The organism is Neisseria sp. P0001.S005 (genome assembly GCF_051963715.1).
In genome coordinates, this window is sequence record NZ_JBQCTZ010000101.1 from 1 (window position 1) to 12803 (window position 12803).

At 51.0% G+C, this 12803-nt stretch carries 10 protein-coding genes; 3 read left to right on the top strand and 7 right to left on the bottom strand.

The annotated features are described in order from the left end of the window. Nucleotides 1–334 precede the first annotated feature (334 nt). Nucleotides 335–1432 (top strand): NnrS family protein, encoded by a 1098-nt coding sequence (locus tag ACTHSP_RS12355; RefSeq protein ID WP_101755314.1) that lies wholly within the window; start codon nt 335–337, stop codon nt 1430–1432. 51 nt (nt 1433–1483) lie between these two features. Here ACTHSP_RS12355 and pgi read toward each other — a convergent pair whose 3' ends face one another. The 5 genes from pgi to zwf form a co-directional block, all read right to left on the bottom strand. Next, on the bottom strand, nt 1484–3127 hold the full coding sequence (gene pgi, locus ACTHSP_RS12360) for a glucose-6-phosphate isomerase (protein ID WP_314512307.1): 1644 nt from the start codon (nt 3125–3127) through the stop codon (nt 1484–1486). A gap of 143 nt (nt 3128–3270) precedes the next feature. Continuing rightward, nucleotides 3271–4119 (bottom strand): DNA-binding transcriptional regulator HexR, encoded by an 849-nt coding sequence (hexR, locus tag ACTHSP_RS12365; protein ID WP_440346189.1) that lies wholly within the window; start codon nt 4117–4119, stop codon nt 3271–3273. 77 nt (nt 4120–4196) lie between these two features. Next, complete coding sequence (locus ACTHSP_RS12370; protein WP_039861966.1) at nt 4197–5177, bottom strand: glucokinase; 981 nt, start codon at nt 5175–5177, stop codon at nt 4197–4199. Beyond that, nucleotides 5158–5853: a 6-phosphogluconolactonase gene (gene pgl / locus ACTHSP_RS12375; RefSeq protein ID WP_036491640.1), complete on the bottom strand. Its 696-nt coding sequence runs from the start codon at nt 5851–5853 to the stop codon at nt 5158–5160. Before pgl ends, ACTHSP_RS12370 begins: the two co-directional genes overlap by 20 nt. Nucleotides 5854–5916: 63 nt before the next feature. After that, entirely contained in the window at nt 5917–7362 is a 1446-nt protein-coding gene (gene zwf / locus ACTHSP_RS12380) for a glucose-6-phosphate dehydrogenase (RefSeq protein ID WP_314512305.1), read from the bottom strand. Nucleotides 7363–7845: 483 nt separating this feature from the next. Here zwf and edd point away from each other — a divergent pair, with 483 nt between their 5' ends. Further along, complete coding sequence (edd, locus tag ACTHSP_RS12385) at nt 7846–9681, top strand: phosphogluconate dehydratase (RefSeq protein WP_314512303.1); 1836 nt, start codon at nt 7846–7848, stop codon at nt 9679–9681. A gap of 90 nt (nt 9682–9771) precedes the next feature. After that, nucleotides 9772–10410, top strand: a complete 639-nt coding sequence (locus tag ACTHSP_RS12390; RefSeq protein ID WP_003745733.1) for a bifunctional 4-hydroxy-2-oxoglutarate aldolase/2-dehydro-3-deoxy-phosphogluconate aldolase — start codon at nt 9772–9774, stop codon at nt 10408–10410. A 107-nt stretch (nt 10411–10517) separates the two neighbouring features. Here the strand turns inward: ACTHSP_RS12390 and ACTHSP_RS12395 are convergent, their stop codons facing one another. Further along, nucleotides 10518–10886, bottom strand: a complete 369-nt coding sequence (locus ACTHSP_RS12395) for a hypothetical protein (protein WP_314512301.1) — start codon at nt 10884–10886, stop codon at nt 10518–10520. 68 nt (nt 10887–10954) lie between these two features. After that, the gene (locus tag ACTHSP_RS12400) at nt 10955–12565 is read right to left on the bottom strand and encodes an NAD(P)-binding protein (protein ID WP_440346190.1); all 1611 of its coding nucleotides are present in this window, start codon (nt 12563–12565) and stop codon (nt 10955–10957) included. Between the last annotated feature and the right edge of the window lie 238 nt (nt 12566–12803).

Genomic DNA, 12803 nt, shown 5'->3' on the forward strand with positions numbered 1-12803 from the left:
TTTATTATTATTGAAAATAATACAATTCAAACAATAATATCAATAATATGAATGATACGGGCATTTGAGTATCTGACGAACCTTGCGGTTCGTTGCCCTCTCCCTAACCCTCTCCCACGGGGAGAGGGAATCAGGTTGCTGAAAATTAGAGAACGTAGGATTGAAAATCAGATGGTAGGCAAACCTGAAAATGTTCGGGTTTGGCAGCTTAATCCCCTCTCCCCGTGGGAGAGGGCAAGCAAGCCGCAGGCTTGCCTCTTTGGCAAAAGATACGACCCTGTCCTCCCAATAAATCTATATCCGAAAGCATCTTCATGCAGAATCAAGCCAAACCATGAATAAGTTTTTCACCCACCCCATGCGGCCGTTTTTCGTCGGTGCGGCGGTGCTTGCCATACTCGGCGCGTTGGTGTTTTTCATCAGCCCCGGTGCCGTCATTTTGCACCGCCAAATCTTCTTAGAACTCATGCTGCCTGCGGCATACGGCGGCTTCCTGACTGCAGCCATGCTCGAATGGACGGGTTATAAAGGCCGTCTGAAACCTGTCGCTACTTTGATGGCGGCATTGCTGCTCGCTGCATCTGCCATACTGCCCTTTTCGCCGCAAACTGCCTCGTTTTTTGTCGCCGCCTATTGGCTGGTATTGTTGCTGTTCTGCTCTTGGCTGATTTGGCTCGACCGAAACACTGACAACTTTGCCCTGCTAATGCTGCTCGCCGCATTTACTGCTTTTCAGACGGCCTATGCCACGAATGGCGATTTGAACTTACTTCGCGCGCAAGTACATCTGAACATGGCAGCTGTCATGTTTGTATCCGTCCGCGTCAGCATTCTTTTGGGCGCGGAAGCCCTTAAAGAATGCCGTCTGAAAGACCCTGTTTTTATTCCAAATATCGTTTATAAAAACATCGCCATTACTTTCCTGCTCTTGCACGCCGCCGCCGAACTTTGGCTGCCCGCGCAAACCGCCGGTTTTACCGCGCTTGCCGTCGGATTCATCCTGCTCGCCAAGCTGCGTGAGCTCCACCATCACGAACTCCTGCGCAAACACTACGTCTGCACTTATTACCTGCTCCAGCTCTTTGCCGCCGCAGGCTATCTGTGGACAGGCGCGGCAAAACTGCAAAATCTGCCCTCCTCCGCCCCATTACACCTGATTACCCTCGGCGGCATGATAGGTGGCGTGATAATGGTGTGGCTGACCGCCGGACTGTGGCATAGCGGCTTTACCAAACTCGACTACCCAAAACTCTGCCGCATTGCCGTCCCCCTGCTCTTTATGGCCGCCATCTCACGCGCTTTCTTGATGAACGTGAACCTGATATTTTTCATCACCGTTCCTGCGATTCTGACCATCGCCGTGTTCGTACTGTATCTTTTCACGTTTGTACCGATATTTCAGGATAATGCGTTTACGGATGATCCGGAATAAAACAAAAGGCCGTCTGAAACTTTCAGACGGCCTTAGCTTTAAATAAATGCTTTATTTGTTGGCGTTTAAATAAAGATTAATCAGACGTGTAGTGGAGCTGTCGTGTTTTTGCACTTCGGTCTCGCCGGTCAATTCGGCAAGAATGGTTTTGGCCAGTTGTTTGCCGAGTTCTACGCCCCATTGGTCAAAGCTGTTGATGCCCCAAATAATGCCTTGAACGAAAGTTTTGTGTTCGTACATGGCAATCAGGCTGCCCATATTGCGCGGGTTGATTTTATCCATGAGGATAAGGTTGGTCGGGCGGTTGCCGGAGAAGGTTTTGTGCGGAACAAGCTCTTCGATACGCGCTTCGTCCATGCCTTGTGCTTGAAGCTCGGCACGTACTTCGTCCGGCGTTTTGCCGCGCATAAAGGCTTCGGCTTGGGCAAAGACGTTCGCCAACAGGATTTCGTGGTGGCCTTGCAAATTGCTGCGTTTTTCAAGAGAGGCGATGAGGTCAATCGGTGTGATGTGCGTACCTTGGTGCAGCAGTTGGAAGAAGGCGTGCTGGCCGTTGATACCGGTTTCACCCCAAATAATCGGGGAAGTTTCGTAACCGACCGGTTTACCGTCAAGGGTCACTTGTTTGCCGTTGCTCTCCATATCGAGCTGCTGGATGAATTTGGGCAGACGGTGGAGATGTTGGTCGTAAGGCGCGATAACGTGGCTGCCGCCACCGTAGTAGTTGATGTACCAAATGCCGATAAGGGCAAGGATAACCGGCAGGTTGCGCTCCAGCGGCGTGTTGATGAAGTGTTGGTCCATCAAGTGCGCGCCGTTGAGCATTTCGATGAAGTTTTCTTCGCCGAGATACAGCATAATCGGCAGGCCGATGGCCGACCACAGGCTGTACCGTCCGCCGACCCAATCCCAGAATTCAAACATATTGGCGGTATCGATACCGAATTCGGCAACGGCTTTTTGGTTGGTCGATACGGCAACGAAGTGTTTGGCCACGGCGCTTTCATCGCCTGCATGATCCAAGAACCATTTACGCGCGGTCAGGGCGTTGGTCAGGGTTTCTTGGGTGGTAAAGGTTTTGGACGCAATAATGAACAGCGTAGTTTCAGGGTGGACTTTGGACAATACGTCGCGCAGTTGGGAGCCGTCCACATTGGAGACGAAGTGCATGTTCAAACGCGGATGGCCGAAAGGCTTGAGCGCGGTACACATCATCAGAGGGCCGAGGTCAGAGCCGCCGATACCGATGTTGACGACGTCGGTAATGACTTGATTGGTATAGCCCAACCAGCTACCGCTGCGGACTTCATGCGCGAACTCGCCCATGCGTTGCAGGACATGGTTGACCTTAGGCATGACATCTTCGCCATCCACGACGATAGGGGCATTGGTGCGGTTGCGCAGGGCAACGTGGAGTACGGCGCGGTTTTCTGTCGTATTGATTTTTTCGCCGTGGAACATTTGCTGCATCCGTTCCGGCACGCCTGCTTCACGAGCCAACTCGAACAACAGTGCCATGGTTTCGTCGTTGATACGGTTTTTAGAATAATCCAAAGTCAGGCCGCCAACCTGCAGCCAGTAGCGCTCGGCACGTTCGGGATCTTGCTCGAACATTTCGCGCATGTGTTGTTCTTTGGTTTCGTCAAAATGTATCCATAATTTTGACCAAGCCGGTAAATCGTGAAGGTGTTTCATCGGATGCTCTCCTGGATAGTGGACAGTTTTGTTGAGAAAACGGCCGTGAGGTCGTCTGAAACGGGAACGGGATGGTTTCCGTTTTTTGAGGTTTCAGACGGCCTTGATATGGGACGAGGCCGTCTGAAAATGTCAGTGAAGAATCAATCTTTATCGTATTCGATGTGCTTGTTATGTATGCTTTTTTTACTTTTCTGCAGTTGCGTGCTGGCAGTGTCGCCCAAACGCAAGGCCAAGCCGATGGCAAAAATGTCGATAACGGCCAGCTGCAGAAGGCGGGACACCATAGGCGTATAAAGCTCGGCATTTTCCTGAGTGGCAATGCTCAATACGCAGTCAGCCATTTGAGCCAACGGCGAATCATTACGGGTGAGCGCGATAACGGCTGCGCCGTTTTCTTTGGCGATACTGGCCGCGTCCAACAATTCGATAGATGAGCCGGTATTGGAAATCGCCACCAACACATCCTGCTCGGTCAATACGGAAGCCGCCATCAGCTGGGTATGCGTATCGACATAGGCAACGGTGGACATACCGAAGCGGAAGAATTTGTGTTGCGCATCTTGGGCAACGATGCCGGAGTTGCCGACACCATAAAACTCAACGCGTCGCGCGTGCATCAGAATGGCAATCGCGTTTTCAAGCTCGGATTCTTTCAGGAAGCGGCGCTCGCCCAAAAGGGAGGCTGCGGCATTGCCCAATACTTTTTCGACCACGCTGCCCATGTTGTCATCGGCGTTTAATTCTTCATGAACGTAAGGCATGCCTTCGTGGCCGATGCTGGCAGACAAAGCGAGTTTGAACTCAGGCAAGCCTTTGTAACCCAAGCTGCGGCAGAAACGGATTACTGTCGGCTGACTGACGGACGCACGCTCGGCAATTTCCGCCACAGCGGCATGAACGAACCATTTCGGCTCGGCCAGCGCAGATTCGGCAACTTTGCGTTCCGCACCGGAGAGATTGGACAATGATTCGCTGATTTTGCTTAACATATACTCTACCCTTTGATTCTTTGACGTTCAGGACAAGGCACATTTTCGCACCCTGCCCTGCACCGCCGTTTGTGTGTTTAAACGTTATTTAAATGATTGTCTAATGCGACCGCCGCGCCGACGATGCCCGGAAACTCGCTCAATACGACATACACGGGAATGGCGGCAAGATAAGCCTCAAAGCGGCCTTTATTTTCAAAGCGGCTGCGGAACGGGGATGTTTTAAAGTAATCCAACACGCGCGGGATAATCCCGCCGCACAAATACACGCCGCCGCGCGCACCCAATGACAAAGCCAAATTGGAAGCAACCGTACCCAGCATGGCGCAGAAAATATCCAAAGTCTGACGGCAAATCGGCGATGTTCCGCTCAATGTCTTATCGGTGATTTCAGAAGGCTTCAGACGGCATTGTTTGATGTTGTCGCGTTTGGCCAATGCTTCGTAAATCAGGCTCAAACCTGCGCCGCTCAAGAAACGCTCGGCAGAAACATGGCCGTATTTGTTTTTAGCGTATTGCCAAATCAATACTTCCATATCGTCAAACGGCGGGAAGCTGGTATGGCCGCCCTCGCCTGCCAACGCTACCCAGCCGGCAGCGCTGTGCACCAAACCGCTGACACCCAAACCGGTACCCGGACCGATAACGGCTTTAGGCGCAAATTCGATTGGTTTTTGACCGCCGATTTGTATCAAGTCTTTCTTATCGGTTTTTGTTACCGCCAAAGCCTGGGCAGTAAAGTCGTTCAACAGAATCAACGTTTCAAAACCCAAAGCCTGGCGGGTGGTTTCGATGGAGAATGCCCAGTGGTGGTTGGTCATCTGCACCCAGTCGCCCAAAATCGGATTGGCAATCGCAAAGGCGGCGTGCAAGACTTTCGGACTGCCTGCGCGTTCCAAATAAGTTTTGGCGGCATCGACAATGGTGTCGTAATCCTGGCAAGGCAAGACTTCAGCCTTTTCAATGACCTGTGGTGCAGTTTCAAGCGCAAAACGGGCATTCGTACCGCCGATATCGGCGACCAAACGAGGATAAGCTTCAGTGTGCATAGTAGACATGGCAGTTAATTCCTTGGTGATTGAGAATCAGACTGGTCGGATATTCGGTATCGGCCCTTGCGGCGGCTTTATCAAATACTGCTTTTTTCTCTGCGCCTTGAATAGCCAAAAACACATTCGGCGTTTTGGCAATCGCACCCAAAGTCATGCTCACACGCTCATGCGGCGCGGTAACCGGCGTAGTATGAATCAATGTCGGGTCATTGGCTTCATTGATTGCGGCCTGTAATTGAGGCGCTTGAGGGAACAACGACGCTGTATGCCCGTCTGACCCCATGCCCAACACCAGCACGTCAGGTTGCTTGTAATGTTTCAATGCATAAGCAACGACAACTTCAGGTTGTAATTCAGTTTCAGACTTTCCGTCTTCAACAACAGGAATCCATGTGGCAACGGCCGCGTTATTTTTGAGCAGATATTCGCGTACCAAGCCTGTATTGCTGTCGGCATGCGTAGTCGGGACAATACGCTCGTCCACCAAAGTAATGCCGACGTTTTGCCAATTTAAATCTTTTTGCGACAAAGCCTCGAAAAACGCAATCGGCGAACGGCCGCCAGAAACGGCCAAAACCGCATGGCCTTTCTCATTCAACGCGGCTTGCAATGCGGCGGCAACGGCATCGGCGAGAGCTTGCGCAGCAGTTGCAGCATTTTCTTGTTCGTGCCAAACAAACATGTTTCGTCCTTTCATGGTTTCAGACGGCCTTTTGTTGGAAAACAAGGCCGTCTGAAAGAAATATTATTGCTCTTCGTGCCACTTGTTACCGTCACGGGCCAACAGCGCGCGCGCAGCTTCAGGACCCCAAGAATGGGCTTCGTAAGCATGCGGAGGCGTTGTATTGTTCGCCCAGTTTTCCAAAATCGGCATCACATATTCCCAAGCGGCTTCGAGTTCGTCACGACGGTTGAACAAAGCGAGTTTGCCGTTAATCACATCCAGCAGCAGGCGCTCATAAGCCTCGGCGCGGCGGCCTTCGACGGCTGTGCCCAAGTCCACACCAATCGGTGTCACTTCGACTTTGTTGCCTGCACCCGGGGTTTTCACTTGGGTGTAAAGGCGGACGGATTCGGTCGGTTGTAGTTCAATAACCAAACGATTCGGCGCAGGTTGGCTGTTATCAAAAATATGGTTTTGCAGCGGACGGAAGTTCAACACGATTTCCGCCACTTTGCCTGCCATGCGTTTGCCGGTACGCAGGTAGAAAGGTACGCCTTTCCAACGCTCGTTTTCGATTTCGGCTTTGATGGCGACATAGGTTTCAGTAAAACTGTCTTTCGGTACATCAACTTCTTCCAGATAGCCGTTCATACCGTTTGCTGCAACATATTGGCCGCGAATAACATTTTCGTTGACGGATTCGATGGTCAGCGGTTTCAGCGATTTGATGACTTTCACTTTCTCGTCGCGTACGGCATCGGCATCCAAGCTCGCCGGTGCTTCCATCGCAGTCATACAAAGCATTTGCATCAAGTGGTTTTGCACCATGTCGCGCAATGCGCCTGTAATGTCGTAAAACTCGCCGCGTTCTTCCACGCCCAACTGCTCGGCGATGGTCAGCTGTACGCTTTCAATATATTTGTTGTTCCACAAAGGCTCGAACATCACATTGGCAAAACGCAAGGCCAGCAGGTTTTGCAGGCTTTCTTTACCTAAATAATGGTCGATACGGTAGATTTGTTCTTCTTTGAAATAACGGGCCACATCTGTATTGATCTGTTGGGAAGAGGCCAAGTCCGTACCCAACGGTTTTTCCAAAACCACGCGCACGTTATCGGCATTCAAACCGATTTCAGCAAGGTTTTCACAGGCTTGCGCAAAGAATTTCGGCGCAGTTGAGAGATAGATCACGACATTCTCAGTATTCTTGCGCGCTTTTACCAAGTCGCCCAAAGCAATGAAGTCGTCTTTCTTTGTCACATCGACTTTTAAATACTCGAGACGTTGGATGAACGATGTCCACGCTTCTTCTGAGAAGTTTTGTTTGACATGGATTTTAGAATTCGTTTCCACTTTGGCCAAAAAGCCGGCGGTATCCAATTCGCTGCGGCTTACGCCCAAAATACGACCTTCGGGATGAAGCAAACCGGCTACATGCGCCTGATACAGGCAAGGCAAAAGTTTACGCATTGCCAAATCGCCGGTCGCGCCAAACAATACCAAATCAAAATTTGTCTGTGTACTCATCGTTTCATCTCTCGTTGAGGAAGCTTGCTTCAAAACTTTTGGACTGTCATCATCCATAAAAATCGATTAAAATCAAAAGCCTTTAAGCAACAAGCAATAAAAAACCAATCGCCTGCACCAAAATTTCAAACAAGCGGGCTAATGAGTAGTAATACTACACATGGCTACACATTTTGTCCATTCTCATTTTTACAAATTGTTTGATTTAACATAAAAGTTTGATGACTTTTGCAGCCTGCCATTTTACGAATTGACCATATCTCGATTTAAATCAAATTTCTTCCACTTAGTAAATTATTTTGTAACAAAATTACAGATTTTGTACTATAATATGCGGACACTTCGAAGAGAAATCTTCAACATTTCAGACGGCCCATATTATTCATTCCCACAGCTCAAGGCCGTCTGAAGAAAACACCCAATACAAAAATCAGAAACGCGCAAACAAAATCCCTATCATATCGTTTAGCCAGGAGACCGCACATGAACCCCACTCCTATTCACCCGAAACTCGCCGAAATTACCGAGCGCATCATCGAGCGCAGCCGCCCGACGCGTGAAAAGTATCTGGCGAAAATCCGCAGCGCCAAACAGATGGGACGCTTAGAGCGCAACCAGCTCGGCTGCAGCAACTTGGCACACGGCTATGCCTCCATGCCTAAGAGCATCAAAATCGAAATGCTTCAGGAAACCGTCCCCAACTTAGGCATCATCACTGCCTACAATGACATGGTTTCCGCACACCAGCCGTTTAAAGACTTCCCCGACCAAATCAAAGACGAAGCACAGAAAAACGGCGCGACCGCCCAAGTCGCCGGCGGCACACCAGCCATGTGCGACGGCATCACGCAAGGCTACGCTGGTATGGAATTGTCGCTGTTTTCCCGCGACGTGATTGCCATGAGTACCGCCATCGGTCTGTCGCACCAAATGTTCGACGGCAGCCTGTTTATGGGCGTGTGCGACAAAATCGTACCGGGTTTGATGATCGGCGCTTTGTCTTTCGGTCATATTCCGGGCATCTTCGTTCCGGCAGGCCCGATGTCCAGCGGTATCGGTAATAAAGAAAAAGCCCGTACCCGCCAGCTTTTCGCCGAAGGTAAAGTCGGTCGCGATGCCTTGCTTGAAAGCGAAATGGGCTCTTACCACAGCCCGGGTACTTGTACCTTCTACGGCACCGCCAACTCCAACCAAATGATGATGGAAATGATGGGTGTACACCTTCCTGCCGCCGCCTTCGTCCATCCCTATACCGACCTGCGCGAAGCTCTGACCCGCTACGCAGCCGGACACCTCGCACGCGGCATTAAAAACGGCACCATCAAACCATTGGGCGAAATGTTGACTGAAAAATCCTTCATCAACGCCCTGATCGGCCTGATGGCGACCGGCGGTTCGACCAACCACACCATGCACCTCGTCGCCATGGCGCGTGCCGCAGGCGTGATTTTGAACTGGGACGACTTTGACGAAATTTCTTCCATCATCCCATTGCTGATCCGTGTGTATCCCAACGGCAAAGCCGACGTGAACCACTTTACCGCAGCAGGCGGCCTGCCTTTCGTTATCCGCGAATTGCTGGACGCAGGCCTATTGCACGACGATGTCGATACCGTTGTCGGACACGGTATGCGCCACTACACCAAAGAGCCTTTCCTCATCGACGGCAAACTCGAATGGCGCGAAGCCCCTGAAACCAGCGGCAATGAAGACATCCTGCGCAAAGCCGACAACCCGTTCTCCCCAGACGGCGGTTTGCGCCTGATGAAAGGCAACATCGGTCGCGGCGTGATTAAAGTGTCCGCCGTGCGCGAAGGCTGCCGTATCATCGAAGCGCCCGCCATCGTGTTCAACGACCAACGCGAAGTGTTGGCTGCGTTTGAACGCAGCGAGTTGGAACGCGATTTTGTCTGCGTTGTCCGCTACCAAGGCCCGCGCGCCAACGGTATGCCCGAGTTGCACAAACTGACCCCGCCTTTGGGCATCCTGCAAGACCGCGGCTTTAAAGTGGCACTGCTGACCGACGGCCGTATGTCCGGCGCATCCGGCAAAGTTCCGGCCTCCATCCACATGACGCCTGAAGCCCTGATGGGCGGCAATATCGCCAAAATCCGTACCGGCGACTTGATCCGCTTCGACTCCGTTACCGGCGAACTCAACGTCCTGATCAACGAAGCCGAATGGAACGCCCGCGAAGTCGAACGTATCGACTTGAGCGCGAACCAACAAGGTTGCGGCCGCGAACTTTTCGCCAACTTCCGCAGCATGACCAGCAGCGCAGAAACCGGCGCCATGAGCTTCGGCGGCGAATTTGCCTAAACCCTTTTCAGACGGCCTTTTAAAACAATCAGGCCGTCTGAAACCATGTTAACGAACCTATTACGATACAGTCCCCAACGGAGACCTAAAATGTCCAAACTGACCCCACGCGAAATCCTGACCGCCGGCGCAGTTGTGCCTGTGATGGCGATTGACGACTTGAGCACTGCCGTCGATTTGTCCCATGCCCTTGTCGAAGGCGGCATTCCCACCCTCGAAATCACCCTGCGCACCCCTGTCGGCCTCGACGCCATCCGCCTGATTGCCAAAGAAGTGCCCAATGCCATCGTCGGCGCAGGTACGGTAACCAATCCCGAACAGCTCAAAGCCGTCGAAGACGCAGGTGCGGTTTTCGCCATCAGCCCGGGTTTGCACGAATCCCTCGCCAAAGCCAGCCACAACAGCGGCATTCCCCTGATTCCCGGCGTTGCCACTCCGGGTGAAGTCCAACTGGCTTTGGAACACGGCATCGACACCCTCAAACTCTTCCCTGCCGAAGTCGTTGGTGGCAAAGCCATGCTCAAAGCCCTGTACGGCCCTTACGCCGATGTTCGCTTCTGCCCGACCGGCGGCATCAGCCTGGCAACTGCACCCGAGTACTTGGCACTGCCTAATGTCTTGTGCGTCGGCGGCTCATGGTTGACTCCAAAAGAAGCCATCAAAAACAAAGACTGGGATACCATCACCCGTCTGGCTCGCGAAGCTGCCGCTTTGAAACCAAAAGCCTAATCAGGTTATTAAGTTAAAAGAGAAAAGGCCGTCTGAATATAATTTCAGACGGCCTTTTCTTTACTGCAAGCATACTGAATCAAGCATTATTCAGCTTAATATTTATCCTAACTGGCGGCATTAACACACAAAGATTCAATCTTACCTGTCCTCGGGAAGCGGATAGTGTAACGTCCTTTCTGATCAATTTCGGCAAAGCTGAAGCGGTTTTCAGGCGCATCACCATCAGCCCCTACTTCCAAAGCAATTCGTTTGCCTTTCGGGTCTTTCACAACGACACCAGGACTGACAGGCGCGAATGAAAGCACTAAACCGGCATCTGCCGAACTATTAAAACCATACACTTGGCCACGTTTAACCTGTAAGGGTTGGTCAATGCAGCCTGTTTCGTTCAGAGGCAGCATTTTTTCAGCAGAGGTAAATGCCGCGCTCCCTAACCCTAAGGCAACAATCAGAGAAAAACTCAAATATTTCATATAGTTTCCTTTTAAAATTGAAATTTGAATGTAAACAGAAATTTAGCCAAATATACGCCTCATTCTAATTATCCTTTTCCCAACACTTTCCGTGCCGCTTCCACACCCCAATACAAAGCCTCTTCAAATACCGAATAGTTGCTTAAGTCACTGTGTGCAAACAACAATCTAAAATTTCGATTTCTGATTTTTAATAAAGCCTCATCGCTTAAATAGCCGGGCTTCGGCACGCTCATGCCATGCCCGCGAACGGTAATGTCAACATGGGAAACGTGCCGCCAAAAGCCTTCGCCGTAAGCAGTAAGCAAATCTTGGGCGGCAAGCTGGAGCAGCTCTTCGTCGCTTGCTTCAAGCAGCTGGCGGCGGACGGCTTGTGGCGTATCGTGGTTGAGCGCGGCGTAGGCGGTAAAAATCGTGCGTTCAGGACGGGTAACCCGGATAAGCTGGTTGGTCGCAACAACATAGCCCAGCCCTTGGCTGCCATAAACCACATTATCCCACGCAAGTTCGCTGTTGTTTTTTTCTTTCGGGAAACTGTGCAGTTCAAAATTGGAAACCAGCCATGGCGCGTATTCTGGGATGTCCAGACCAAATTGTTCGGGAGATTCAATAATGCGGGCAGCAACCATCAGCGGCATGGCGGAGATAACGTGTTGTGCGGTGACGGCAACGGTTTCGCCTTTTGCATTATCACGCAGCCACACTTCAATCCGGCCGTCTGAAAGCGGTTTGATTTTGACGGCGGAAGCATTAATTGAAGCAGGCTTCTCCAAACGGATACGGTTTTCAGACGGCCATTGCCAGCCTTCCTGCAAACCGGCATGACGGCGCAGGTTTTCGGAAAGATGTGCCAAACCTTCGGGCCAAGTGAGGACGGTTTCTGCATTGTTGCGGGCAGCAAAATAATGCAATCCGGCAAAGGCAGACACTTGCCCTATCCCTTGCCCGTAATCATCGCGGCAACAATAATCTAGATACCATAAAAGCTCGGTCGAGTGGTAACCTTCTTGCTCAAGCCATTGTTTAAACGTCAGATTATCGAGTTTGCGCCATGTTTCATCTGTCGATGACAGCGCAATTGGAATGGCAAAAATTTTCTTACCGTCATTGCCGTAAGCTTGTTTTAGACGGCCGATTAAATCAAAAAACCGTTTGGAATCCGCATCTTCTTTCGGCAATAAATGTTCCACCCATTTATCCTGATATAAGAGGCGCGATTCGGGCGCATAGACCAAATCGGTTTCCCTAAAGCTGCCGTCCGACTGCAAAATACCGAAATTCTCCAACATCTCGCGCACATACACGCTTTCTTTCGACGGCAAAGCCAAATAATGCGCACCACTCGGCGCTTTCAGGCCGTCTGAAGACGTATAGGCGGCATTGTTGCCATTACGTTCAAACCCTTCTGCCAACAATACATCGCGGTGATGATGCTTCGCCAAATACCACAACGCCCCCAAACCCGCCGCACCGCCACCGAGTATCAACGTATTGCATTCATAACGACTGGTCGGCGGACTGAGCAATTCCCCGTCGCGCAACAAATGCCCCAACGGCAAGCCGACACGGTTAATAGAAACCAGCGGTTTACGGTTGAGGTATTGGTAAGTTTGCCAAGAAAAAGCAGAGGCAGCGCCAAGCGCGGCAGTGTAACTGAGAAATTGACGGCGAGTTAGCATGTTTTATAAAAAGGTCGTCTGAAAAAATAAAAATGAAACGGTACAACGAGGTTAAACAGATCTCACGTTATTTATGCCCTGCCGAATAACCATGATAGGAGCTGCCGGAATGCGATGAGTCGCTGTCTTCCGCTTTGACATAGTTGAACAAGACGGTAAGGAAAATGATGAAAGCAAAGAAAATAATCGTCCCTACCCGTTCTTCTTCGTAATCACGATCGTTTTTATATCTGTCAGA

What these genes read in the sequence shown, in the direction of transcription:
- edd (WP_314512303.1), top strand. Translation starts at nt 7,846, where the DNA reads ATGAACCCCACTCCTATTCACCCGAAACTCGCCGAAATTACCGAGCGC.
- ACTHSP_RS12355 (WP_101755314.1), top strand. Translation starts at nt 335, where the DNA reads ATGAATAAGTTTTTCACCCACCCCATGCGGCCGTTTTTCGTCGGTGCG.
- ACTHSP_RS12395 (WP_314512301.1), bottom strand. Translation starts at nt 10,886, where the DNA reads ATGAAATATTTGAGTTTTTCTCTGATTGTTGCCTTAGGGTTAGGGAGC.
- hexR (WP_440346189.1), bottom strand. Translation starts at nt 4,119, where the DNA reads ATGTTAAGCAAAATCAGCGAATCATTGTCCAATCTCTCCGGTGCGGAA.
- pgi (WP_314512307.1), bottom strand. Translation starts at nt 3,127, where the DNA reads ATGAAACACCTTCACGATTTACCGGCTTGGTCAAAATTATGGATACAT.
- ACTHSP_RS12370 (WP_039861966.1), bottom strand. Translation starts at nt 5,177, where the DNA reads ATGTCTACTATGCACACTGAAGCTTATCCTCGTTTGGTCGCCGATATC.
- ACTHSP_RS12390 (WP_003745733.1), top strand. Translation starts at nt 9,772, where the DNA reads ATGTCCAAACTGACCCCACGCGAAATCCTGACCGCCGGCGCAGTTGTG.
- pgl (WP_036491640.1), bottom strand. Translation starts at nt 5,853, where the DNA reads ATGTTTGTTTGGCACGAACAAGAAAATGCTGCAACTGCTGCGCAAGCT.
- ACTHSP_RS12400 (WP_440346190.1), bottom strand. Translation starts at nt 12,565, where the DNA reads ATGCTAACTCGCCGTCAATTTCTCAGTTACACTGCCGCGCTTGGCGCT.
- zwf (WP_314512305.1), bottom strand. Translation starts at nt 7,362, where the DNA reads ATGAGTACACAGACAAATTTTGATTTGGTATTGTTTGGCGCGACCGGC.